Consider the following 25,549-nt stretch of genomic DNA (forward strand, 5'->3'; position numbering starts at 1 on the left):
GGGGCTTTCTAATGCGACGACTTTCTCATGGGGATGCCTTCGGCGCAGTGTCACACAATCTTCCAATTCATTTAACTGATCAGTCTTCTTTTGTAAGCGTTATTGACCAGTTCAGCGGTGTTTTTGGCTTGTAATTTATACAGGAGATTTTTGCGGTGGGTTTCTACGGTATTTTTACTGATAAAGAGCTTATCACCGATTTCCTGAGTGGTGAGGCCATTGGCAATACAACCCAGGACTTCCATTTCCCTTTCAGAGAGCTTTTCATAGAATTGGGTTTTGCCAGGATGCTTCATGAAGCTCGTGAGCAGGGTTTTGCTGACCTCTTCTCCCAGATAAGTGCCTCCTGAATGCAGGGTTTGGATGGCTTCTACCAAGTCGTTTTTACCTGTATTTTTAAGGATGTATCCTTGGGCGCCGGTTTTTAGCATATCAGAGATGAAGTGCCGGTCATTATGCATACTCAGCCCCAGGACTTTTAGTGCTTTATGGCATTTTAACAATTGCTTGGTGGCCTCTACCCCGTCCATCACGGGCATGTTGATGTCCATGATGACAATGTCCACTGGCTGATCCACACAATAATCCAATGCCTCTTTGCCGTTCAAAGCTTCACCCACCACCTTGATGCCCGGTATGTCACAGAGCATGGCTTTCAGCCCATCTATAAACATGCGGTGGTCATCCGCTATCAATACATTGATCATGGCAAAGTAAATTAAGGTAAATGTTTCTGGCTATTTGTGACAAATAATTAACATTAATTTACGATTTTTTAAAATAGAATTTACATTAGTGGTAGGTTGATAAATGCTGTAAAAGAGTGATTTCTACCTAAAAACCTGCTTTAGGTATGTTTTGAGGCCTATATTAATTATTGCCTTAAATTGGTAAAAAATGAAAAAATCACTGTTTTCAGGGATAAGGCATTTAGGTGAGATCAATCATATGAAAAAAACAAAAACCTTTAATTGATCTGGAGCTGAAGAAGCGGATTAATCAGATGTCAGATGCTGGCCCTTCGGCTCTGCTCAGGAACCTGCATCTGACACCCTTTATTTATGTTATGTCTCTGTCACTCGATATATCTCCCCACTTAATCAAGTCTGTTCAGATACCGGAAGAATTCAGTATCGGTGGACAGGATGATACTGGTGTTTTCATCGAGGGATTTTTCGAAGCTTTCCATGGTCCGGAGGAATTTATATAGATCCACCGCTTGTCTATTTTGATTATAAGCAGAGGCATAAATGGCCGTGGCTTCGGCATCTGCGCGGCCTTTGATCTCTTCGGCTTCACGAAAGGCTTCGGATTGTATCTTGGCCAAGTCCCTTTCTTTGTTTCCTTGGATTTTACGGGCTTCCCCTTGGCCCTCGGAGCGGAACTGGTCAGCGATCCGGTTTCTTTCGCTGATCATTCTATCATACACCCTGTCTCGTACTTCGTTTACATAATTCATGCGTTTGAATTTAAAATCCAATACCCTAACCCCGAGATCTGATGTCCGTTCATTGGCTTTGGACAGGACGATATCCTCGATTTTTTCCCGGCCTACGGAGATGTCTTCCAGGACTTCCAGCTCTTCCATAAATTGCGCCGTTACTTCCGGGTTCCGGTTGGAAGAGCGCACGACCTCCAGCAGGTCATGATTGGCGATGGCATTGCGGGTTTCTCCATCCAAGATATCATCGAGTCTGGATTGTGCTGATCTTTCATCCTTCAGACGGATAAAGAACTGTAGTGGATTGGTGATTTCCCAGCGGGCGTATGTGTCCACAAAGATAAATTTTTTGTCCCTGGTCGGTACCTGGTTACGGTCACCGTCCCATTCTAGGTATCGTTTATCAAAGAACTGCACCTTTTGCAAAAAGGGTACTTTGAAGTTGATGCCAGGCGTGGTACGCGGTTCCCCTACAGGTTTGCCAAATTGGGTTACGATGGACTGTTGGGTTTCATCCATGATAAATACGGTGCCATTGACGGCAATAAGAAATATAATTCCCAATACTATGTATATAATAATTTGCTTTTTCATTTCTCTGTTCCTCCTTTTTTGTTCAGGTTTAATAGCGGCAAGACATTGTTGCCTTTTTCATCCACGATAACCTTGTTGCCCAGTTTGGGTAGTACTTTTTCCATGGTTTCTAAATAAATCCGCTGCTTGGTCACCTCGGGAGCCTTACTATACGCCTCAAAAAGGGAGTTAAAACGATCCGCCTCCCCTTCGGCCCGGTTGACCCGGTTCAGGGCAAAAGCCTCCGCCAATTCGATTGTTTCCTGTGCCACTCCACGCGCTCTTGGGATCACACGGTTATATTCAGCCTCGGCCTGATTGATAAGGGTTTCCCTTTCCTGCTGGGCTTCATTGACCGCGTTGAAGGAAGGTTTTACTGGATCGGGTGGATTGACATCTTGTAGGACCACCTGATCCACCCGGATACCGTTTTCATATTCATTGCAAAGTTCCTGAAGGAGTTGCTCCACACTGCTGGCGACCTCTTGCCTTCCCACTGTGAGTACTTCATTGACCGTCCTGTTACCTACGATTTTTCGCATGGCGGCCTCGGACATGTCTCGTAGTGTTTTGTCCGCATTTCTTACTTTAAAGAGATACTTGTACGAGTCAACGATCCTATACTGTACGACCCATTCCACATCGGTCAGATTTAGGTCTCCGGTAAGCATAGTGGATTCGCCCTGATAGCCTTCCTTTACATAGTCTGACCGCTGTCCCGATGAAGTGGTACGAAACCCAAATTCCTGTTTGAGCTGCCGTTGTACTGGGATTTTATACATCTTTTCGATACCAAAAGGCAAAGTGAAATTAAGTCCGGGCTGTACCGTACGGTTAAACTTCCCCATTTGAATGACCACGCCTTCTTCTTCAGGCCCCACGGTATGGATGGCACTGAATGCTGCGATAATGATCACTAAACCCAAGATTATTTTTCTCAGGTTCCTTTTGATCATGTCGGGATCAATGTTGATGTTGAAATTTCTGTTGCTCATGAGTAGTATTTGTTTTTAAGCTGATGAAGGATCAATCTTCAAAAAATTATCCGAACGAGCACGGTGATAGTCACAAAATGTACGGTTTTTTTTAATGAAGCCTATTTAGCCCGGTTTTGGGAGGGTTCTTATAGTAGTGATTTTGGAATATCCCTGTTTTCAGGGATGGAATAAGCTGGTTTTTTAGGAAAATTTGACCAAAGAAAATAAGAAAAGAATAATGGTGGGCAATTGACAGTAAACCCAAATGGAGTAAACTCCCCGCTTTTATTCGGCTCTTAGCGAAAATCAATTCACTTAACTATTATCTAAAATGTCAAACATGAAAAAACTTTTACGCTGTTTCTTAGGAGCGGTATGTTTTCTCCTGTTCCATTTTCAAGTACTTGCCCAGGCCGTGAATGTATCCGGTACGGTGACAAGTGCCGATGATGGAGGGACTTTACCTGGAGCAAGTATCTTGGTGAAGGGGACCACCAGGGGTGTTACCACTGATGTGGACGGGAACTACCAGATCCAAGCTGAAAAAGGCGAAATTCTGGTCTTCAGCTTTATCGGAATGATCGCCCAAGAACGGGAGGTGGGTGACCAAAACTCCATCAATGTGGCCTTGGAGACCGAGGCCAAATCGCTCGATGAGGTGGTAGTGGTCGGCTACGGTACGCAGAAGCGAAGTGACCTTACAGGCGCGGTGTCCACGGTGGATACCAAGGTGCTCGAATCACGTCCTATTACCGATGTTGGAAGGGGCCTGCAGGGGACCACACCTGGATTGACGATTACCACTCCAAGTGGTCAGATTGGCCAAAATCCACAGATGAGGTTACGGGGCATGACAGGTACATTGAGCAATTCAGGAGGGGCCCAGCCGTTGATCCTGGTGGATAATGTGGAGGTGCCGAACCTACAGCTGATCAATCCTGAAGATATTGAGTCTATTTCAGTTCTTAAGGATGCAGCATCGGCTTCTATCTATGGATCAAGAGGTGCTTGGGGGGTGATCCTGATCACCACCAAAAGCGGTAAGAAAGGGGAAGCGCCCAAAGTGAGCTATTCCAATAACTTCTCTTGGGCGACACCTACTACGACTCCAGAAGTAGCTTCTGCGGCAGATGGTGCAGAAATGGCCCTTATTGCTATTTCCAGAAGAGACCCTTCCCGAGATTATATTTCAGCTATCGGTATGAGGATAGACAGAGAGTCCATTGACCGGATCAGGGATTGGGATGCGCAGTATGGGGGAATGGACCTAGGAAATGAAATGGTATATGGACGGGATTTTGAAGAGAGAGACGGGGCATTGTATTTCTATCGGTCTTGGGATGCTGGTGATATGTTTATGCGGGATTGGACACCCCAGCAAAAACATGATGTCTCCGTGTCCGGTGGCAGTGAAAAAACCAGCTACCGACTAGGGGTAGGTTATTTGGGTCAGAATGGTGTACTTAAAGTAAATCCGGATCAATTTAATCGTTACTCTGTCGACTTAAATGTCAATACTTCCGTAACGGATTGGATGGATGTACGCGGAAAGGTGCTGTACAGTAAGACCAAATTGACCAAGCCTTTTTACTTTTCCAGTGACACCTATGATCCATGGTATTATCTCTTCAGATGGCCAAAGATCTATCCGTATGGAACCTATGAAGGCGAGCCGTTTAGAAGTGCACTTACAGAGGTACAGCAAGCCAAAATGAACGAGGAGAACACCTCGCTGAGCAGGATCAATCTCGGTACTACAATCCGCCCAGTAAAAGGACTGAGCATAGATGCCAATTATACCTATGATGGTAATAATTACCATGAACATCGTACCGGGGGAGTTGTTTCTGGATATAACTTTTGGGCTGGCCCCACTTTGGAAGCAGGTCCCTATACCAGTGCTTCTTACAATAGGGTAGAATATCGATCTTCCTGGAGCAATCGAAATGTAGGAAAACTGTTTGGTACTTATGAAAAACAGTTGGGAGACCATGCATTGAAGTTTATGCTTGGTGGAGATATAGAAGCCTATGAATATTGGTACCAAAGTTCCCAACGAAGGGACTTGATGGACTTGGACAAAGGAGAACTGGCTTTGGCCACAGGTGAGCAGTTTGTAGGAGGGGATAGGAATCAGTGGTCAACTGTTGGTGCTTTTGCCAGGGCAAACTACAATTACCAGGGCAAGTATTTTCTAGAGCTAAATGGAAGATATGACGGATCATCGAGGCTGTCTCCGACCAAACAGTGGGCCTTCTTCCCTTCTATGTCTGCTGGATACGTAGTGACTGAGGAGCCATTTATGGAATCAGTCACCGATGTGATGTCCTTCTTAAAGTTAAGGGCCTCATGGGGAGCCATTGGTAACCAGAATGCCTATTTGAGTGATATTTATAGGATCATGAGTTCTTATTCTTCAGGGTGGTTGATCGGTTCGGACAACCAATTGACCACAGGTACTCCCGGTGCCATTCCGACTTCCTTGACTTGGGAAACAGTGACCACATTGGACGTTGGTTTTGATACCCGTTTTTTTCAGGACAAACTAGGGATCACCTTTGATTGGTACCGTAGGACTACCAGTGACATGCACAGTGCCGGTGAAGTATTGCCGTCCAGTTATGGAACCGGTGCTCCAAAACAGAACTTTGGTGAGTTACAGACCACAGGATGGGAGCTGGCAGTAGATTATAGCCATTCCTTCTCTAACGGATTTAATCTATTTGCAACGGCTGTGGTTTCTGATTTTAAGGAGAAAGTCACAGAATATGCGGATAATACCAGTGTTTACTCCAACAGGCCAGGAAGGATGATAGGAGAGATTTGGGGATACGAAACCGATCGTTTGTTTACCGAGGACGATTTCGTGAAGGATGCCAATGGAGAATTTGTGTTGGATAATGGTAAATACGTCATGCAGGAAGGTATTGCCAACCAAGATGTATTCGAAGAAGGGTGGTTTTTCTTTGGTCCTGGGGATGTAAAATACAAGGACCTTAATGGTGATGGAGAAATTAATTTTGGGGCAAATACCGTGGATGACCATGGGGACCTCAAGGTGATCGGAAACTCCACCCCTAGGTACCAGTATGGCTTTAGGTTAGGAGGTGATTATAAAGGGATAGACTTTAGCTTCTTCGTCCAAGGTGTCGGAAAAAGGGATTTTTGGGCAAATGGTCCTATATTTATCCCGGGTTATCGGCCAGCTGAAGCGTGGTACCAGCACCAGCTGGATTATTGGACTCCCGATAATCCGGACGCGTTCTACCCAACACCCTCGGATGCTGGTCAGCAACAGTCTCCTACCAATTTCAGACCCCAATCCAGGTATCTGTTAGACCTGTCCTATACCAGGTTGAAAAACGTCACTATAGGTTATTCCTTGCCTACTTCATTGATCAGTAGACTGAACATTGATAAGGTTAGGGTTTACTTCAGTGGGGAGAATTTGTTCGAGATTGATAAACTGGACCTACCGGTGGATCCTGAGGTAGATTATACCAATGCGGGCTTAAATGACCCAAATACCTTTGGTAGGGTGTACCCTTACAGCAGAACCCTTTCTTTCGGTTTACAGCTAACCTTATAATTGACTGCATTATGAAAACGAAAATATTAGCAATTGCAATAAGTTTGGTCACGTTGGTGGGGTGCGAAGAGTTCCTTGATAAACCACCCTTGGATCAATTGACAGATGAGACATACTGGACCAGTGAGAATAATGTACGTACTTTCTCCTGGGGTTTTTACACAGCTTATTTTGGAGGATATGGCTCAGGGTACGCTTGGGGTAAATTCTTTGCGGGCCAAAGCCTTAACGATGATTTTGCACCAACAAATCCAGCTCAATTTAGGCAAAATGTACCGGCAACCCTTGGAAGTTGGTCATTTGCCTGGGTGAGGAAAGCCAATATTTACCTTGAAAAAATCCAGACAGTGCCCATGGATGAGGAAGCGATCAACCATTGGTCCGGGGTGGCCCGGTTTTTCAGGGCCATGGAATACCATGACTTGGTAAAGCAGTTTGGAGATGTGCCCTGGTACGATCACGAATTGGATGAAACCAATGAAGACGATCTTTATAGGCCACGGGATCCAAGGGACTTTGTGATGGACCGGGTGATGGAAGACCTGCAGTTTGCAGCAGAGAATGTACGGCAGAATGATGGTGATCCGGGACTGACAGTAAATAGAGATGTGGTCTTGGCGTTTATGTCAAGGATTATGCTTTATGAAGGCACTTGGCAAAAGTACCATGAGGGCAACACAGAAAAAGCCCAAGTTTATCTGGAAGCCGCCAAGTGGGCCGCAAATGAACTGATCAGTGCCGGAAATTATTCTTTGGGAGATTATCGGACGGTGTTCAACTCCCTCAACTTGGCTGGTAATCCGGAAGTGATCCTTTACCGGCACTATGAGCAGGGATTGATCACCCATGCACTAAACAGCTACAATAACAAAGAACCCCAGTCCGGTGTGTCAAAAGACGCTGTTGAGAGCTACCTTGCCAGTGATGGTTTGCCGATCAGTTTATCCCCTTTGTACCAAGGTGACCGAGGCATAGAAAATATCATGGCCAATCGGGATGGAAGGATTTATGGCACCTTGGTGTCCGATGAGTTGAGGCTGAATGGCGTGATTTCCTATTTTTCGACATCAGGCTATTCCATACTTAAATTCCTCAATGAAGAGATAAAAGACCTGCCTGAAGGAAGTTCTAACCTTAATTATACCGATTCTCCGGTAATGCGCTATGGTGAAGTGCTGATGAACTATGCTGAGGCAGCTGTAGAACTGGCCACTGTAGGAGGCCCGGCTTTGACACAAGCTGATTTGGATATGTCCATCAATGTACTCCGGGACCGTCCAGGAGTAGGAATACCTCATTTGACACTTGTGGGCAATGAGCCAGGTGTGAATGGGGTGGCTTATGATGATCCTGAGCGGGATCCTGATGTGCCTTCTTTGATTTGGGAAATAAGAAGGGAGCGCAGGATTGAACTGATGATGGAAGGCTTTCGGTTGGATGACCTGAAGCGTTGGGAAAAGCTGGAATACAGCGATACCGAAGCCAACGAGGATATCAACCGCGGTGCTTGGATCGCCAAGGCAGATTACCCTGACCTACAAAGCAGTGTGACGCTAACTGATGGTGAGACAGGCTATATCATTCCTGCTACAGCAGCGGCATCCCAAAGAAGGTTTGAAGATCCCAAAGTGTATTTGGATCCTATCCCCTTGGATCAAATCACTTTGTATGAGCAGCATGGGGTGACCTTGGATCAAAATCCTGGCTGGGAGTAACCTTGGAGAGGTAAGTACAATGTATCAAGTATGTTTGTTCCTCCCTGCCGCGGCAGGGAGGTTAGGTGGATCGTAGCAAAGAGAAAATGCAGATAGCAAAAATGTAAGGCTGAGTCGGGAGACTCAGTCTTTGTGCTCCCGCGGCAGAGACGGCGGGACAACGCTAAGACGTGATTGTACCGGGGCTCGGTTCTCTGCCCCGATACTAAGAAACATTGAGTCCCTGCCTGGGCACAGACCCCGTCATAACAAAGGAAAGCACAAAGTATCAAGTATGTTGTGCTTGGTGCAGGTGTTAGCTTATCGGCACGTCATTGCTTCACTTTGCTGGTCATTGCCTCGATGGGAAAGGGGGGAACTGGAAAAATAATTTTAAACTAAACTTAGAAATGATGAAAAAAATAGGTTTGATTATAATGTTTACCTGTATAATAGCACTGGGTCATGATATAGCGGAGGCTAAAAGCCCACAAAAAGTTGATATGGTCCAAATGGGCAGTACTTGGTATGGTTGGTTTTTATATGATGCGGGAAGTGAAGAAATACAAGTCAATGTAGTTTATGATGAGGCATTTGGAATTACCAGTGTTTCATTAAGCGGAAGTCAATATTATGCTGTTACATCCTACACGGGCACGGGATCAATTTATCACAATTCCGAAATAGATTTGGTTGTCAATAACCTTGTTGTTTACTATACGATAAACGGAGCGCCTTCTGGACCAATTACCTATTCAGGTGAATTGGAACATGATTATTAAAGATGCAGGGGCACACCCCCGCATCTTTATAGTGTTTAGCTTGCCTGGTTGCAAGGCCGGTCTCTGACTCAATATCAGTTCGGCTAATAAGGTGCCGGGTTGGGAGTAATAGGGAAGTACAACGTATTTAGTATGTTGTGCTGGGGCAAAGCCCCAGTACTTAAGTATCACTTGAGTCTCTGGCTAAGCTACAAAATGGAGAACCATTGCGAAAGGAACGATAGTGGAGTGGGGCAATCTTGATTTTCAAACAGCAAGATTGCTTCCTCCTTTCAGTCGTCGCAATGACGATACATGGATGGCACTTTACACTATTCATTGAGTTGAATGTTTGTTTGGTATGCCCTTCTTTTGGTTATGAAAAGAGGGGCATTTTTAGGATTTTTATCCAAATATGTTGCTTAATCGAGATATAAATTATCATAAAATCCGGCTAGGTGTTGGTGTGCTGTGGATGATTTTGATGCAGTTCCAGGCATTTGGGCAAAACCATGATCCCTATACGCTGTCTGAAGGAGCCATTATCAGGGGAAATCCTGATAATAAGCAATTGGCACTGATATTTACAGGCCATCATTATGCCGAAGGAGGAAGCTATATACTGCGGACATTGTCTCGTTATGGAATCAAAGCATCGTTTTTCTTTACCGGGAGTTTTTACAGAAATGAAGATTTCCGGCAGTTGATCCTGGATATTAAGGAAGACGGACATTACCTGGGAGCCCATTCTGATAAGCACTTGCTGTATTGTGATTGGGATAACCGGGACAGTCTGTTGGTCAGCAAGGAGATATTTGAAGAGGATTTAAAAGGCAATTATGCGGAAATGGCAAAATGGGGAATTGAAAAGGCAGATACCAGGTATTTCCTACCGCCTTATGAATGGTACAATGAGAAGATCAGTCAATGGACGAGGGGATTTGGCCTACAATTAATTAACTTCACTCCTGGCACCCGTTCCAATGCGGATTATACAGACCCTTCCATGGCCAATTACGTAAGCAGTGAAGAAATCATTCATAGTATTTTGGATTATGAAGCCAAAGCAGACCTGAACGGTTTTTTGCTGTTACTGCATATCGGTGCAGGGCCGGAAAGAAAGGATAAATTTCATGAGAAATTACCTGAACTAATTGAAGCATTGCAAACAGAAAATTACCGGTTTACTACCGTTGACCAATTACTTAACACCACCAATTGACTAATCCATGATATTGATTTTACTTTACTTGGCAAGTTTTTTACATCCATTGGAAATTTCATCCCTGGTTCAAGATGAGGCGGTTTATTTTCGTGTCAATCAACTGGGGTATTTACCCGGGGATAGCAAAGTGGCGGTCGCTTTCAGTAAAAAGCCCATCCTGGGGAAAGTACAGTTGATCAACGAAACAAGTGGGGAAGTGGTGCTGGAAATCAAAGCTAAAAAAGACAAAACAGATCCTTGGGGTGATTTTGACCATTATTATTCCATAGATTTTTCAGAAGTGGCCAAGGAAGGCAGCTATAAGCTTCAAACCAAAAAATCCAATATCAGTTCTGATTCCTTCAGGATCGGAAAGGATGTGTATACCCACCAGCAGGAAACCTTGCTGGAATTTATGCGGCAGCAGCGGTGCGGCTATAATCCCACATTGGATATGGTCTGTCACCAGCGGGACGGGCGGTCATTTTTTGGACCGATGCCAGACAGTACTTTTGTAGATGTCAGTGGAGGTTGGCACGACGCAGGTGACCAATTGAAATACTTGATCACTTCCAGTTATGCCACAGCCCATATGCTCCTGGCCTATGAAATGTATCCGGACCGCTTTCAGGATAAGGTAAATGCATTGGGCCAAACCGGGGAAAATGGTCTTCCCGATATCCTGGACGAAGCAAAGTGGGGGTTGGACTGGATCCTGAAAATGCATCCTGAACCAGACCAGCTTTTTCATCAAGTGGCCGATGACCGTGACCATAAGGGATACAAAATCCCGGATCGGGACAATTCCGACTACGGATGGGGAGAAAACAGCTACCGACCGGCCTATTTTGCCACCGGAGAACCGCAAGGGCTTCGGCAGTATAAGAGTGAAGCGACAGGAGTGGCTAACATTGCCGGAAGAAGTGCAGCGGCGATGGCCCTGGCGGCAAGGGTTTGGCGGATGAAGGATCCTGCTTTTGCAGAAAAGTGCCAAAAGGCGGCCGTCAGTTTGTACGCCCTGGGCAGGGAAAAAGAAGGTTATCAGCAGGGCAACTCTTACAGTGCCCCTTACCGCTACAATGAATCCACCTGGGCAGATGATATGGAATGGGGTGCAGCAGAGCTCTTTAAGACCACGGGCCAAAAGGAATACCTGGAGCAGGCCAAAAGCTATGCGTTGAAGAGCAATACCGCAGACTCCTGGACCATGGTGGATTCCACAGATCATTATCGGCTTTATCCATTTATCAATATGGGACATTATGTCCTCCATGATCTGGTGGGCGAAGATTTTCAGAAACAATTGGAAAGCTATTACCTGGACGGCATACGCTACACCCTCAAGCGGGCCAACAAAAATCCTTTTAAGGTAGGCGTACCTTTTATTTGGTGTTCCAATAACCTGATGACCGGGCTGATCACCCAGATGATATTATATGAAAAGATGAGCGGGGACCAGCAGTACAGCGGATACCTGGCCAGTCAGCGGGATTGGCTGTTTGGCAGAAATCCCTGGGGGACGTCCATGTTCACCGGATTGCCCGCCAATGGAGAATATCCTGAGTCGGTACACACGAGCTTATATGTTTTGTTAGGGTTGAAGGTCCCGGGAGGATTGGTAGATGGACCAGTTTATACGTCCATTTACAATAATCTTCTCGGGCTTCATTTGCAGGAATCGGATGAATTTGCCGAATTTCAGAACGAGAAAGTGGTATACCATGATGATTCGGGAGATTACAGTACCAATGAACCCACAATGGACGGTACTGCCGGAGCGATTCTGATGATGACGCATTGGAGCAAGTGAGATTGGAAGATTTTAAGTTTGGAAAGTTGAAAAATTGGCAGGTTAAGCGGGGTCGTTTGTCATCCCGACAAAGGGAGGGGGCTCTTTCGGTAATCCTTACAGGAAGAGATCCCTCGTTACCTCGGGAGGACAATTTAAACACGTCATCCCGAGCACCTGCCTTGCCGGTAGGCAGGGAGTCGAGGGATAGACATTGAATAAGAAAAAGATTAAACATAATAAACAATGAAATACCATTTATTAAAGAGCGGGTTGCTGAGTTTACTGTTGCTGGCGGGAATTGGAAAGGCCGAGGCGCAGACGGATTCCCCGGAGACCGGTGTCCCTTTTTTACGGGCTGAAAGCACTTGGGCGGATTCCGTTTTTAAAACCCTGAGTCCGGGGGAGCGAATCGCCCAGCTCATTATGATTCCGGTCTATTCCAACCGGGACCGAAGCTATGAGGATTCCATAGCGCAGCTAGTGGAGCAGTACAAAGTGGGTGGTCTGATCTTTTTTCAGGGAGGCCCGGGCAGACAGGCGAGCATGACCAATCGTTACCAGCGGATCAGCGATGTGCCACTGATGGTTTCCATTGATGCGGAATGGGGCCTTGGAATGCGACTGGACAGCACTATGAGTTTTCCTTATCAAATGGCTCTCGGAGGCATTGAGGATGAAGTGCTGATTTATAAAATGGGCAAGGAGATCGCCCGACAATGTAAGCGGATAGGTGTCAATGTCAATTTTGCCCCTGTTGTGGACATCAATAATAATGCAAACAACCCCGTGATCGGCTTCCGGTCATTTGGAGAAGAAAAGGAAAATGTCACCGCTAAGGCGATGGCCTATATGAAAGGGATGCAGGATGAGCATGTACTGGCCAATGCCAAGCATTTTCCAGGCCATGGGGATACGGATGTGGATTCCCATGTCGGCTTACCATTGATCAGCTTTTCACGTGAGCGGTTGGAAAATACAGAGCTTTATCCATTCAAAGAACTGATGGATAATGGCCTTGGCAGTGTGATGGTGGCACATATGAGTATTCCTGTGCTGGATGATACGCCTAATCTTGCTTCGACACTTTCCAAACCCATCGTAACGGATTTGCTTAAGGGAGAGATGGGGTATGAAGGATTGGTATTTACCGATGCGCTGAACATGCAAGGAGTGGCCAAGTTCTATCCTCCGGGGATCGTAGATGTCAAAGCCTTATTGGCGGGAAATGATATGCTGCTTAATACCATGGATGTAAAAACCACCATACAGGAGGTTAAGAAAGCCATTCAAAATGGAGAAATCACCCAGGAAGAGGTGGACAGGCGTGTGATGAAAGTACTGAAGGCAAAGGACTGGCAGGGCTTAAGTGACTATACACCGGTCTCCATGGAGCATATCCATGAAGATTTGAATACTTCCGAAGCCCGCTATCTGAACAGACAATTGGTGGAGGCTTCCATTACTTTGCTGAGAAATGAAAAGGAAATCTTGCCCATAAAGAATCTTGCTGAAGAAAAGCCGGCATATGTAGCACTTGGTGCTGAGGAGGAAACCGCTTTTCAGAAGGGGCTAAACAGGTATGTTGAGGCTGATCAATTCTTCGTACCGAAAGAAACTTCTTTATCCAAGCTGGAAGACCTGCTGGAGGAACTTCAGGATTATTCCAAAGTCATTGTTGGTGTTCATAATTTAGGCCTGAAAGCAAGTGTGAAGAATTTTGGGATTACCGCCGAAATGAATGTTTTCCTGAAGGAATTGATCCATACGAAGTCTACGGTGGTGGCCGTATTTGGTAATGTATACAGTTTGGATAAGCTGGAGGATCTGGAGAAGGCTTCTGCGGTGATCGCTGCTTATCAGGAGTCCGAGCTGACCCAGGATGTGGCCTCACAGCTTGTTTTCGGAGGAGTGGGAGCCAAAGGGAAATTACCTGTCACCATTAATCGTCATTTTAAGACCGGTGATGGACTTGTCACAAAAGAGGGTTTTCGTTTTTCCTATGTAGAGCCCGAAGCGGTGGGAATTGCCGAACAGGATTTGGATGGTATTCAAACGTTGGTGGAGCAGGCCATACATGAAAAGGCTATTCCCGGTGCGTCGGTGTTGGTGGCTAAAGATGGTAAAGTGTTTTACCAAAAAGCATTTGGCTACCATACCTATGAAAAGGAAGTTCCTGTACAGATTACCGATTTATATGACCTGGCTTCTGTGACGAAAATCAGTACTGCGCTTGCCGCGCTGATGGAATTGCGTGGGGATGGTAAATTTGATGAAAACAAGACCTTAGGTACTTACCTGCCCATGGCCAGAGGAACCAATAAAGAAGATTTAGTCTATCGGGACATTCTGACCCATCAGGCAGGATTGACTTCCTGGATTGCCTTTTGGAAAAGCACGGTAAGAAAAAATGGCTCGTTCAAATGGTTTACGTTCAAGGACCTACCAAGCAAACGTTTTCCAATAAAAGTGGCTGATCATCTTTATATCCATCGCCACTATGCCGATAAGATCTACAAGGAAATCATGAAGTCCCCTGTTAGCGCAGAAAAGAAATATGTCTACAGTGACCTTTCCTTTATCCTGGCTCCTAAAGTGGTGGAGAGTGTGACTGGACAAGGTTTTGTCGACTACCTGAATGAGACCATTTATGATCATTTGGGAGCTAGTACCTTGACCTTTAATCCTTATAAGCAATATCCCTTGGACAGAATCGTGCCTACAGAATATGATAGTTTGTTTAGGCGCCAGTTGCTGCACGGAACGGTGCACGATGAAGGAGCATCGATGCTTGGAGGAATCAGTGGACACGCAGGGCTTTTCGGCAATTCCAATGACCTGGCCAAGCTGATGCAGCTTTACCTGAATGATGGTGAGTATGCCGGAGAAACGTTGATCAAAGGGAATACCGTGAGTGAATTTGGTAAATGCCAGTTTTGCCCGGGCAATTACCGGGCACTGGGTTTTGACCGTCCGAGGAAGCCAGGTGATCCTGAAGGGAATTCAGCGCCCAGTGCCCCTGCCAGTAGCTTTGGCCATACGGGATTTACGGGAACCTATGCCTGGGTGGATCCGGAAAATAAATTGGTTTATATCTTCCTGTCCAACAGGGTACATACTACCCGGGAAAACACAAAGTTATATCAACTCAATACCCGTACCAATGTGCTGGAAGAGGTGTATCAGGCGATGAAGGGAGTAATGAGTATTGAGTAATGAGCATGTCAAGTGCAAGAGGGAAGTATTATGATTATGAGAGAGCAAAATATTAAGAGGAATAATAGCAGAAATAGATACGGCCTGCACTAACTCCGTAGGGCTTGTCTAGCACTAGATAGAGTAAAATCCACCGCGGCGGACATGGGTGAAATCCATGAAAATAGATGAAGTAAAGCAGTTTGGTATTAGCGGCGATGACTGCACCATTTACATTTCCTTTTCGCTAATACCCATGGCAAGTAATTACAAATCTCGAATGGTTTGGTTTCTATCAGTGTTGTAGGGACGTATCGACCATTTGCTAAATAACTTAATAACCAATAACCATTAACTAAACTATGAAAAATTTACTGGCATTGCTTCTGGTGATGCAGTTCGGGGTTGTCTTTGGCCAAAACTTCAAGTTTGCCTTTGTGACGGACACCCATATTGGTTCGCCCAATGGCGCTGCAGAGGAGGATTTGGAGAGAACTGTGGAGGATATTAATGCGCAAAATAACCTGGAATTTGTACTGCTCACCGGAGATATTACGGAGATGGGTACGGATGAAGAAATAGCGCGCGCAAAGGAAATTATTACCAAACTGAAAATTCCATTTTATGTGATACCCGGTAATCATGATACCGGCTGGTCAGCATCGGGCGGGGTGAGTTTTATCAAGGCGTTTGGTTATGATAAGTTTGTGTTTGAGCATGAAGGGTACAAGTTTATCGGGACAGCTTCAGGGCCCTACGTCCGCATGTCTGATGGACATATCCCTAGGGATGCAGTGGTGTGGATGGATTCTGTTTTGGCAGCAACACCCAAAGACCAGCGCATCATCAATGTGAACCATTATCCACTGGACAATAGCCTGGATAACTGGTTCGAACTCACTGATCGGCTGAAGGAATACAACACCCAGTTTTCCATCTGTGGGCACGGACATCGGAATAAACCATATGATTTTGAAGGTATTCCCGGTATCATGGGAAGGTCCAACCTGAGAGCCAAAGATCAAGTGGGAGGATACAATATAGTAGAAATAAAAAATGACAAGGCGTATTTTTCAGAGAGAACCCCGGGTGAAGGCACTGCCGCTCCCTGGCGGAAAGTTGTGCTGGGAAGAAGGGATTATCAGGACAAAGAGGCTTACCAAAGACCTGATTTCAGTATAAACGAAACCTATGACCAGGTAAAAAGCAAATGGAGCTATCACTCCAATGCCAACGTGATCTCTACCCCCGTGGAAGCAAAGGGAAAAGTGGTTTTCGGGAACAGCCTGGGTAAAGTAGAAGCACTGTCCAGTCAAACTGGAGAAGTGCTCTGGGATTTTCAGACAGGTGCAGGAATATTTTCTTCTCCAGCGGTTTATGATGATTTGGTGATTTTGGGATCAGGTGATGGGAATATCTATGCATTGGACTTGAGCAACGGCGAGCTGGTATGGAAGACGCCAACAGGGGCTTCAGTTTTGGGCTCTCCCATTGTGAAGGAAGGGGTTGTTTATATTGGTGGCAGTGATGGGAAATTTCGTTCCCTTAATGCTAAAAACGGAAAGGTGATTTGGGAGTATGAAGGAGTAGAAGGCCCTGTCGTGAGTAATCCATTGCTTTATAAGGATATGGTCATTTTCGGGGCTTGGGACAAGCACCTGTATGCCTTGGATATTGAAGACGGAGAGTTGGCCTGGAAGTGGGACAATGGCTCTGCCAACCGGATGTATTCACCGGCCATGTGTATTCCTGTAGCAAATGATGGGGTAGTCTATATAGTAGCCCCAGACCGGTACATCACCGCTCTGGATGCTGTCGGCGGCACCACATTGTGGAGAAGTAATGAAGCTACAGTAAGGGAGTCCATAGGAATGTCAGCAGACGGGAAATGGGTATATGGTAAAACGATGAACGATGAAATTGTGGCTTTTGAGGCAGGAAAAGAAACAGCCAAACTTGCCTGGCGGATGGACTGCGGGTTTGGCTATGAGCATGTGCCGTCGATGTTGGTAGAGAAAAGTGGCGCGGTTTACTTTGGTACTAAAAACAGTACGGTTTACAGTATCAATCCTGAAACCAGGAAAATCAATTGGGCCCATAAAATCGATAATTCCATGGCCAATACGGTGAACGTGATTGATGATCATTCCCTGATTGTAGCGACGATGGACGGAAAGGTGGAGTCATTGGAGTTTTAGAAATGAAGGTTGGAAGATTAAAAAGTTGTAAAGTAAAGTTTTAAAAGTGAAATCATGATCAAAAATAACGTGCTAAATCCGGTGATCCTGTTTATAGCAGTAATCATCATCGGCAATGCCTGTCAAAACAAATCAGGTAGAGAACAGGCGAAAGAGATTACTTCGGAAAAGCCAGAAAGGGTACTAATCGGAGCGGAAAGGCTGTTTGATGCAGAATTCTTCCCCTTGGTGAAAGGAAAAAAAGTGGCTTTGGTGACCAATCATACGGGTTTGCTGCCCGATGGCAGCCATATAGTGGATGTGCTGCACAAAAATGAAGAAGTGGATTTGAAACTGCTTTTTGGTCCTGAACATGGGATCCGAGGTGATGAAGATACGCATGTAGCCGACGGCAAGGATAAAGATACCGGACTGCCGGTGGTTTCCCTGTATGGGGAAGTAAGAAAGCCGACACCGGAAATGCTGGAAGGTATTGACATCGTCCTTTTTGATATCCAGGATGTGGGGGCGCGGTTTTACACATATATCGCCACCATGAACCATGTGCTGGAAGCTGCTGCTGAGCAAGGGATTCCATATGTGGTACTGGACAGGCCAAACGCTATAGGAGGAATCTATGTGGATGGTCCCGTGGGGGATAAACAAGAAGAACAGGTAATAGGGGTAGACCAGTTGCCCGTAGTACATGGAATGACCGTAGGGGAACTGGCACACATGTTTAATGAAGAGCGTAAGCTGGCAGGAATGCAGCAGGCTGATTTGACGGTGGTGAAGATGAAGCACTATGAGCGGGATATGTGGTATGATGAAACTGGACTGCCTTGGATAAAGCCATCCCCTAATATGCTTACGCTGACCACTGCGACGCTGTATCCCATGACCTGCCTCTTGGAAGGAACCAATATATCAGAAGCCAGAGGAACACTGCATCCGTTTGAACATATAGGTGCGCCGTGGATTGATGGGGAATCGTTAAGTGATAAACTAACTGCTTATGGATTAGAAGGAGTGACTTTTGAGCCAAGCAAGTATGTGCCCGGAAAGGTGGTAGATGGTATAGAGATTTATCCGCCAAAATTTATGGGTGATACGTGTAACAGTGCCATGATTAACATTACGGCGAGAAATAAGTTTGAATCGGCCAAAGCAGCAGTATATATGTTGGATGCGCTTTTTAAACAGTATCCGGATAAGTTGGAATGGAAGGGAAAAAGAATGGATGGCTTGTGGAAGACTGCAGCGGTGAGGCAGCAGATATTGGAAGGCAAATCACCAGAGGCAATCATTCAAGAATGGCAGGAAGGATTGCTTTATTTTAATGAACGAAGATCGGTGTATCTTATGTATTAAAAGGTTAACCTTTAGCATTATCAAATTAAAAACCATGCGCTATTCCGCATGGTTTTTTTCTTTTTGATCTATATGGAATACTGTGGGTAAATTAACCAAGGGACTCTCCCACTTGTGCGGATAGATCAGGGAAATAGTTTTGTTCCTACGGCACAAAGCCCTCTCAAGGCAACCTGATTTTACCAAGCTTAAATGCCTAGCTGCATTGGCCAGGACTCCCTTCTCACTATTTTAGCCGGCAGAAGTGTCAGCAGGGATGCTCCTTAGGAGCATTGGCTTGGGTAACAGATATTGGATACAGATTCTAACAGTGCCGTATTTACTGACCATGGGCAAGGAAAACATATATGATTATTGACTGCATCAGGAGCATGGGTACCCCATTCATCAGTCCACGCGATTCTTTGATTTCCATAGTCCGCCAGCACTCAGTTTACCCATCGTAAATCATATAGAACCAATAATTTATTCTTTACTATGAATTGATCCGACAGATGGAATAGTGAAACTATGGATCAAGCGGAAAAGCTGGGGGGGATTAGGGTTAGTTTCGATTGCACGCAGATGATGCAGATTAATAAGATTTACGCTGATTTTTTATAATAAACGCGATTTAAAATACACAATTCATTGCGAGGAAGTATAGCCTGTCCCGAGCTATCGGGAACGTGGCAATCCCGTATTAAGAAAACGAGATTGCTTCACTCCGTTGCTCTGCATTCGTAATGACGGATTTATACTGATTTTATAATCTACACATTCCTATTGCTAAATTAAAGAGAAATATGCTTACCAAAACCACCTGGAAATCTCTCATCTTCCAGAAATACTGCATGGTCCTCAAAATGTGCTAAAAAGGAGGCAAGCGAAAAAGTTGAGGGCATGAATCCCTTTATTTTATTAGGATTTCTTTTTTGTTTTTTTGCCACAAAGATTCTAAGACCCAAAGCTGTTTGTTTTCCATGAAATTTGGAATCCGCCTACAAAACACTTCGTGTCTTGGCGGCTTCGTGGCGACATACCAAATGAATATAAATCTTCTCCCGCCCCCAGAAATATTGCTTGATCTGAAACTATGGCTTTACCCTGAAACTATGGCTTTACCCTGAAACTATGGCTTTACCCCGAAAATATGCATTAGCCTATCTGTTGCGACCTGAAATTACTTCAAAATCAGCCGCTACGCTTTAGTTTTCGGTTTTACCTGGCTACTAAATTCTTAATGCATAATTCGAGTTAAAATAGAGTCGGAAGGGGGTAAAAAAGCCGTATTGGATATTCCAATGATCTGGATATCGTTTTTTTTGGAAAGTAGAAATGTATTGTTCTCAGTAGGGGATAGCTAGCCAGGAAACCATTTCTGTTTACATCAGGCTAGGTTATTATCTGCTAACCAATCAGACTTATTCTCTTTAAGTATTTTGGCAGGGATACCTCCGATAACACAATTTTGGTCAGTAAATGATTTGTTGACCACCGCATTGGCGCCTATGGTGCAGGAATCTCCAATTTGGATATCTCCAAAAAGCTTAGCTCCTGGCCCGATATATACATTTTTTCCGATCTTTGGAGCTTCAGGAGACCCTGCGCTTGCTCCAATATTGACACAGGCATGTATGCGGCAGTTTTCACCTATTGTTGCATTCTTGCTTATGATGATTGTACCGTAATGCGGTAATGAAAGTCCCTTGGAACAAACATTGGCAGGGATAGTGAAGCCTAGTTTGACACCTAATGTCTTATACTTATAAAAATAGTAACCATATAGGATTTTTGAGAGCGGCTTGTTTTTGTTGTTTTTGTGGTATTCACACTTTCTGAGGGTCACAATGAACTTCCAGCGAGGATTGGATAGTTTGGCCACCAGACGATTTTTTACAGAATTGATTTTGATCCCCATGGATAGGGCGTCCTGCTTTATATAATCGTTGTAGTCATTTTTTGTCTTGATCATGTTGTTGGTGTGGATTCTAAAAGGCCCTTGAAAACTCAAGGGCACTTGGAAGTAATTTACGTATACTAATAGACCATTACAGGAAGTTTGGTTTATCCAGTTTTTGACCAATCCGGTAGGCTGCATTCATTAGCCCCACGTGGCTATAAGCTTGAGGGAAGTTGCCCCACTGGCTACCTGTTTTATGATCGACATCCTCTGAGAAGAGCTGAAGGTGGTTGCAGTATTTGGTGAGGGTCTCGAAGCCTTCCACCGCTTCATCTAGGCGATTCACACAGGCGAGTGCTTCGATGTACCAAAAAGCACAAATCAGAAATGTGGTCTCCGGCACGCCAAAATCATCCATGTGCTTATAGCGGTAAAACAGGTAATCTTTGGCCAAGAGATCCTTCTCAAGCATTTTCAAATGATTGTTAGCGCGCTCAATGTCATTGCCAAAATATCCCATGGTGATCAGCTGTAAGGTGCTGGCATCCATGTTTTTGGTGCCAATGGCTTGCGAATAGGCTTTCATTTCAGGGACATAGCATGCCTCTATTTTTTCGATCGACTGTAACCTGAGCTTTTCTGCCTTTTCTTTCATGGAGTCATCCTGAAGACGATCGGCGATTTTGATAGCAGCACATGATCCTGCCCAGTGGAAAATAAAGGTATAGCAGTGTTCCTGCGCCAAATTCCTGAACTCCCAAAGGCCTGCATCTTTCTCATTCATGGTCTCCTCTATTTTATCCAAGAGGTTATGGATAAAAGGTGCCGAGTGGCTTTTTTCAGATTCAATAAACCGTTTATCAGCATAAAGAGGTAAAAGACTTACCAATACCTGGCCGTAAAGGTCGTTTTGGATGTGTGTGTAGGCTTGATTGCCAAACCGCACGGGCTGGTTGTCAAGGTATCCTGATAGATCACTGAGCTCTTCTTCCAATAGTGCAGAACCGGTAATGGAATAGAGCGGTTGGTAGCGGCCATTGGCATTGGTGGGCAAGTTTTGGATGTATTCAAAATACCTTTCCAATTCTTGGAAGTGCCCAAGTGAGTTAAATACATTTAAGGTATAGTAGCTATCTCGGATCCAGCAGTAGCGATAGTCCCAGTTCCTGGTAGAACCAGGCGATTCCGGCAGACTGGTGGTGGAGGCCGCAATGATGGCTCCGGTATCTTCAAACTGGTGTATTTTAAGTGCAAGAGCAGATCTAACTACCAGTTTTTGGTAGAAGTGTGGTATACTGGTAGATTTGATCCATTCCCGCCAATACTGGGTGGTGGCTTGCAAAAAGCGTTCAGCGGTACTCTCCACAGGTGCTTCCAACGGTTGGCCATAGGTAAAAAACAAGTAAATGGGACGCTGCAACCTGAATGCCCGGTCTTCCATGATGTAGTTTACCGAACAATTTGCGGTAAGTCGTACTTCTTGTTCAGCACCCAAAAATTCAATATGGTTGCTGTTCATGCTAGGCCGGAGTTTCTTTTTTCCTCTATTGGTGACCGGCTTACAGTTGATTTTGATCTTTGGTTCACCTGAGATGGGCTCGATTTTTCTGACCACCATCAGTGGTTTGTGGTAGCGTTCAAAATTCATGAATCGCGGGGCAAAATCCGTTACTGAGTAAGCCTCTTCGCCATTATCCAACATGACGGTGGTTTTAAGAATATTGGTGTTTTCAAGGTATTCTTGCTGGGTAGTAAAAGCACTGGATTCTGGTAAAATGCTGAATTCTCCTCCTTTTTCTCTATCCAGCATTCCTCCAAAAATGAAGTCACTGTCAAAGCGTGGAAAGCAGAGCCAGCTAATATTGGTGTTTTTTTCAATGTGGGCGATATAAGCACAGTTTCCGATCAGCCCTGTACCATAAAGATGTCTTTTTGTCATAAATTTTAGGTTGAATGGTGTAAAAAAGTAGGCAAGTTTGGGTTAGCGCTGAATATAGTAAAAAAATGAAAAGGTAAGAAGGTTGTGTGGTTGAAATGTTGTAAGACTTGAAAGTTGGCCATGTTCAATAACGCTTAATCGACGTCCAACTTCAGCCAGATAAATACATTGATTGTGCTATAGGTGACCATAAGGCTTAAGTTCCTGTTGGATCTTTGGGATATCGCCATAGCTAATTCCGACCATTTTTGCTTCATCAATTACCAAGGAACTTCTAATACATCTTATCGTTGGGAACTAGTAATAATCTAAAACAGTCTTTTCTTGATACTTACTGCCAACTATTTGTTATTTTATTCTTTGCTCTAGTGAATTACAGATACTGAATACTACCTTTTCCCTTCATAGGGTACATAAACTACTTTTTTGGTTTCAAAGAACTCTTCTTTGAAATAGTCATCAAGGTGATAAGTGACATAGGAGATGGGTAACTCTTCCATTTCTTCATCCACATCGCCACCTTTCAGGTAGAGGATGCCATTGGTAAACTCATTGAAATCTTCTTTTTTAAACTTACCTTTCACCCAAGGATAGAAATTGGCCATGCGCGTGACCGCTCTGCTGACGACAAAATCATATTTTCGCTGGAGTGATTCAGCTCTTGCTTGTTGCGCTTCCACATTGCTTAGCGTTAGGGCTTTAGCGATATCTTTTACCACGGTGATTTTCTTGCCGATGGAGTCAACAAGGTGAAAGTTCGTCCCAGGAAATAGAATGGCCAATGGGATGCCGGGAAAACCACCTCCTGTGCCAATGTCCAGCACCCAAGTGCCGGGTTCAAACTGCATGACTTTGGCAATTCCCAGAGAATGCAGAACATGGTGGAGGTAAAAAGCATCCATGTCTTTTCGGCTGATGACATTGATTTTCTGGTTCCATTCCCGATAGAGGTCTCCCAAAGCTGCGAATTGTTCCTTTTGCTTTTCGGAAAGTTCCGGAAAATAGGATAGTATCAGATCTAATTCCTGGTTCATATGTATTGTGGACGTAATTAAATTTACTGGCTTAAGGAGCTAGGTTTTGAAGGTGAAAAGAGAATGTATTGAAACCAATAGTTTCTTCCCTTTAAAAGCCAAAGCCTTTAAATGTATTTTTGCTTTCCTTGGGCAATTTCATAAAGGAGTTCACGTGAACGGTGCAGTTGAGCTTTTACCGTTCCCAGTGGTTTGTCCAGTTCTTGAGCAATTTCATCATAGGACAGTTCATCAAAATACCTCAACTTTACCAGTTTACGGTATTTCGCTGGAAGTTTGTCTACGAAAATACGTACCATTTCGATCCGTTGGGTTTTGATGAACTCATCCTGAGGGTTGTTGTCATCATCTTCCACGTCTATGTTGACCGAATTCCCACCGTCATCAGTGAGGGTATTGTTCAGGCTCATGGTCTTGAGCTTTTTCTTGCGGATAAAATCGATCGTATTATTCGTGGCGATCCGAAAAAGCCAAGTACTAAAGGTATAATCTTTCTTAAACTTGTGTAAATTTCTGAAGGCCTTGGCAAAAGCTTCCATGGTAAGATCCTCCGCATCATCAGCATCACGGATCATTTTTAAGATCATAAAATAAACCGCCTTTTTATAGCGCTTCATGAGCGTGGCGTAAGCTTGCTGGTCTTTTTGGTCTACAGCTTGGTCTATTAAGTCAAAATCTTCTAGTGCTTTATCTGAGAACCCTCTTTCGTTTATTTCCATCTAACTGTCTTTGATAGGTAACCTTTCGCCCCAATAATCCAAAAATAACTTAAATACATTAAATCGAAAAACATGGTCCATAACACTTTCTTCTGACCTTCGATTTTTTTAATGGCTCTATTGAATGTGGAAAACTGAAGCAATGCCCTTGTAAGTATTATACTGACAATAACGACAATTGGTTCCCACTTTTGCGTAATACTGATCAAAACTATGGATGTAGCCCAAAAAAACAAATGACTTATTGCATAAAGTCCAATTTTAGCTTTATCGGTGGCCTTATAGTATTTCCCCGCTTGATAGTGTCTTGTCTTCTGTATATAATATTCTTTAAAGGTCTTTTTGGGAATCGAGCGTGTAATGCCTTCGGGGTGGATGACCACCGCGGTGTTGTTCTTTTTGGCGTGTCGATTGACATAAAGGTCATCATCGCCACCGAGGATTTGCCAGAGGTTTTTAAAGGCTTTTTGATCCATGAAGTACTTTCGCCGGTAGGCCAGGTTACGTCCGACACCCATATATGGTGCGTTCCAAAGTGCAAAAGAAAAATATTGGATTGCGGTAAACCATGTTTCATATTGGATGAGGGCATTCAAAAAGCCCTTGGCCCTGTCATAGCCTCCATAGCCCAGTGAAAATGTCTTCTCAGCATTTCTAATGGGATGGGTCATTCGTCTGATCCAGTTTTCGGACACAGGAAGGCAGTCGGCATCGGTCAGCAAGAGAATATCGTATTTGGCGACTTTGATGCCTAAGGTAAGCGCATATTTTTTTGCCGTTACATGCTCAGGAGTGTATTCGATGGTGACGGTGCGGAGCATAGGGTATTCTTTCATCATCTGCTCCAGGAGAAGCCGTGTGTCATCATAGGACCTGTCATTAATGATCAGCACTTCGAAGGCAGGGTAATTTTGCTCGAAAAGCAATGGAATGAGCTTTCGGAGGTTATGTACTTCGTTATGTGCGGCAATCACAATGCTTACGCCTTCTTGGTTTTGGTCGGCTGTAGCACCACTTTGGTCATGATAAAAATAGCTTAATTTGCCGTAAATGAACAAAAAGTAGATTATTTGTATGAATGTAGCAGCTCCGAAAATGAGCCAGAGCAAATCGATGATCATGTGTCGTTTGGATTTCCTCACAAAGATAAAATCAAAAACAGCAACTCTTTTACCGATAAGCTTATATTTTTGTGGAGAAATAG

At 44.5% G+C, this 25,549-nt stretch carries 16 protein-coding genes; 8 read left to right on the plus strand and 8 right to left on the minus strand.

The genetic code is table 11. The features are described from left to right. Positions 1 to 71 precede the first annotated feature (71 nt). From FKX85_RS09670 to hflK, 3 genes are all read right to left on the minus strand, one after another. Positions 72 to 707 carry a response regulator gene (locus FKX85_RS09670; RefSeq protein ID WP_141614532.1) on the minus strand — a complete coding sequence of 212 codons (636 nt, stop codon included), beginning with the start codon at positions 705 to 707 and terminating at the stop codon, positions 72 to 74. Between the two features lie 389 nt (positions 708 to 1,096). Next, positions 1,097 to 2,035 carry a protease modulator HflC gene (gene hflC / locus FKX85_RS09675; RefSeq protein ID WP_141614533.1) on the minus strand — a complete coding sequence of 313 codons (939 nt, stop codon included), beginning with the start codon at positions 2,033 to 2,035 and terminating at the stop codon, positions 1,097 to 1,099. Further along, the gene (gene hflK, locus FKX85_RS09680; RefSeq protein WP_141614534.1) at positions 2,032 to 3,009 is read right to left on the minus strand and encodes an FtsH protease activity modulator HflK; all 978 of its coding nucleotides are present in this window, start codon (positions 3,007 to 3,009) and stop codon (positions 2,032 to 2,034) included. The genes hflC and hflK overlap by 4 nt, the downstream gene beginning before the upstream one ends. Positions 3,010 to 3,331: 322 nt before the next feature. Here hflK and FKX85_RS09685 point away from each other — a divergent pair, with 322 nt between their 5' ends. The 8 genes from FKX85_RS09685 (at position 3,332) to FKX85_RS09720 (ending at position 18,771) form a co-directional block, all read left to right on the plus strand. After that, a complete protein-coding gene (locus tag FKX85_RS09685) occupies positions 3,332 to 6,580 on the plus strand; it encodes a SusC/RagA family TonB-linked outer membrane protein (protein WP_229239816.1) in 3,249 nt (1,082 codons plus the stop codon). 11 nt (positions 6,581 to 6,591) lie between these two features. Next, entirely contained in the window at positions 6,592 to 8,295 is a 1,704-nt protein-coding gene (locus tag FKX85_RS09690; protein ID WP_141614536.1) for a RagB/SusD family nutrient uptake outer membrane protein, read from the plus strand. Between the two features lie 389 nt (positions 8,296 to 8,684). Beyond that, complete coding sequence (locus FKX85_RS09695) at positions 8,685 to 9,056, plus strand: hypothetical protein (RefSeq protein WP_141614537.1); 372 nt, start codon at positions 8,685 to 8,687, stop codon at positions 9,054 to 9,056. Between the two features lie 394 nt (positions 9,057 to 9,450). Continuing rightward, complete coding sequence (locus FKX85_RS09700) at positions 9,451 to 10,257, plus strand: polysaccharide deacetylase family protein (protein ID WP_229239817.1); 807 nt, start codon at positions 9,451 to 9,453, stop codon at positions 10,255 to 10,257. Positions 10,258 to 10,264: 7 nt separating this feature from the next. After that, positions 10,265 to 12,049 carry a glycoside hydrolase family 9 protein gene (locus FKX85_RS09705; protein ID WP_141614538.1) on the plus strand — a complete coding sequence of 595 codons (1,785 nt, stop codon included), beginning with the start codon at positions 10,265 to 10,267 and terminating at the stop codon, positions 12,047 to 12,049. 225 nt (positions 12,050 to 12,274) lie between these two features. Beyond that, positions 12,275 to 15,244, plus strand: a complete 2,970-nt coding sequence (locus FKX85_RS09710) for a glycoside hydrolase family 3 N-terminal domain-containing protein (RefSeq protein ID WP_141614539.1) — start codon at positions 12,275 to 12,277, stop codon at positions 15,242 to 15,244. Between the two features lie 341 nt (positions 15,245 to 15,585). Beyond that, positions 15,586 to 17,421: an outer membrane protein assembly factor BamB family protein gene (locus tag FKX85_RS09715; RefSeq protein ID WP_141614540.1), complete on the plus strand. Its 1,836-nt coding sequence runs from the start codon at positions 15,586 to 15,588 to the stop codon at positions 17,419 to 17,421. A gap of 54 nt (positions 17,422 to 17,475) precedes the next feature. Next, positions 17,476 to 18,771: an exo-beta-N-acetylmuramidase NamZ family protein gene (locus FKX85_RS09720; protein WP_141614541.1), complete on the plus strand. Its 1,296-nt coding sequence runs from the start codon at positions 17,476 to 17,478 to the stop codon at positions 18,769 to 18,771. A 1,369-nt stretch (positions 18,772 to 20,140) separates the two neighbouring features. Here the strand turns inward: FKX85_RS09720 and FKX85_RS09725 are convergent. From FKX85_RS09725 to FKX85_RS09745, 5 genes are all read right to left on the minus strand, one after another. Then, the gene (locus FKX85_RS09725; protein WP_141614542.1) at positions 20,141 to 20,725 is read right to left on the minus strand and encodes a serine O-acetyltransferase; all 585 of its coding nucleotides are present in this window, start codon (positions 20,723 to 20,725) and stop codon (positions 20,141 to 20,143) included. Between the two features lie 76 nt (positions 20,726 to 20,801). Further along, on the minus strand, positions 20,802 to 22,592 hold the full coding sequence (locus tag FKX85_RS09730) for a glycoside hydrolase family 15 protein (RefSeq protein WP_141614543.1): 1,791 nt from the start codon (positions 22,590 to 22,592) through the stop codon (positions 20,802 to 20,804). Between the two features lie 389 nt (positions 22,593 to 22,981). Continuing rightward, entirely contained in the window at positions 22,982 to 23,626 is a 645-nt protein-coding gene (gene rsmG, locus FKX85_RS09735) for a 16S rRNA (guanine(527)-N(7))-methyltransferase RsmG (RefSeq protein WP_141614544.1), read from the minus strand. A 107-nt stretch (positions 23,627 to 23,733) separates the two neighbouring features. Continuing rightward, a complete protein-coding gene (locus tag FKX85_RS09740) occupies positions 23,734 to 24,345 on the minus strand; it encodes an RNA polymerase sigma factor (RefSeq protein ID WP_141614545.1) in 612 nt (203 codons plus the stop codon). Continuing rightward, a complete protein-coding gene (locus FKX85_RS09745; protein WP_141614546.1) occupies positions 24,336 to 25,466 on the minus strand; it encodes a glycosyltransferase in 1,131 nt (376 codons plus the stop codon). The genes FKX85_RS09740 and FKX85_RS09745 overlap by 10 nt, the downstream gene beginning before the upstream one ends. Positions 25,467 to 25,549 lie beyond the last annotated feature (83 nt).

This window comes from Echinicola soli (genome assembly GCF_006575665.1).
Taxonomy (GTDB): domain Bacteria; phylum Bacteroidota; class Bacteroidia; order Cytophagales; family Cyclobacteriaceae; genus Echinicola; species Echinicola soli.

Excerpts from the sequence above, each read along its gene's own strand:
- FKX85_RS09670 (WP_141614532.1), bottom strand. The coding sequence starts at position 707 with ATGATCAATGTATTGATAGCGGATGACCACCGCATGTTTATAGATGGG.
- hflC (WP_141614533.1), bottom strand. The coding sequence starts at position 2,035 with ATGAAAAAGCAAATTATTATATACATAGTATTGGGAATTATATTTCTT.
- hflK (WP_141614534.1), bottom strand. The coding sequence starts at position 3,009 with ATGAGCAACAGAAATTTCAACATCAACATTGATCCCGACATGATCAAA.
- FKX85_RS09685 (WP_229239816.1), top strand. The coding sequence starts at position 3,332 with ATGAAAAAACTTTTACGCTGTTTCTTAGGAGCGGTATGTTTTCTCCTG.
- FKX85_RS09690 (WP_141614536.1), top strand. The coding sequence starts at position 6,592 with ATGAAAACGAAAATATTAGCAATTGCAATAAGTTTGGTCACGTTGGTG.
- FKX85_RS09695 (WP_141614537.1), top strand. The coding sequence starts at position 8,685 with ATGATGAAAAAAATAGGTTTGATTATAATGTTTACCTGTATAATAGCA.
- FKX85_RS09700 (WP_229239817.1), top strand. The coding sequence starts at position 9,451 with ATGTTGCTTAATCGAGATATAAATTATCATAAAATCCGGCTAGGTGTT.
- FKX85_RS09705 (WP_141614538.1), top strand. The coding sequence starts at position 10,265 with ATGATATTGATTTTACTTTACTTGGCAAGTTTTTTACATCCATTGGAA.
- FKX85_RS09710 (WP_141614539.1), top strand. The coding sequence starts at position 12,275 with ATGAAATACCATTTATTAAAGAGCGGGTTGCTGAGTTTACTGTTGCTG.
- FKX85_RS09715 (WP_141614540.1), top strand. The coding sequence starts at position 15,586 with ATGAAAAATTTACTGGCATTGCTTCTGGTGATGCAGTTCGGGGTTGTC.
- FKX85_RS09720 (WP_141614541.1), top strand. The coding sequence starts at position 17,476 with ATGATCAAAAATAACGTGCTAAATCCGGTGATCCTGTTTATAGCAGTA.
- FKX85_RS09725 (WP_141614542.1), bottom strand. The coding sequence starts at position 20,725 with ATGATCAAGACAAAAAATGACTACAACGATTATATAAAGCAGGACGCC.
- FKX85_RS09730 (WP_141614543.1), bottom strand. The coding sequence starts at position 22,592 with ATGACAAAAAGACATCTTTATGGTACAGGGCTGATCGGAAACTGTGCT.
- rsmG (WP_141614544.1), bottom strand. The coding sequence starts at position 23,626 with ATGAACCAGGAATTAGATCTGATACTATCCTATTTTCCGGAACTTTCC.
- FKX85_RS09740 (WP_141614545.1), bottom strand. The coding sequence starts at position 24,345 with ATGGAAATAAACGAAAGAGGGTTCTCAGATAAAGCACTAGAAGATTTT.
- FKX85_RS09745 (WP_141614546.1), bottom strand. The coding sequence starts at position 25,466 with ATGATCATCGATTTGCTCTGGCTCATTTTCGGAGCTGCTACATTCATA.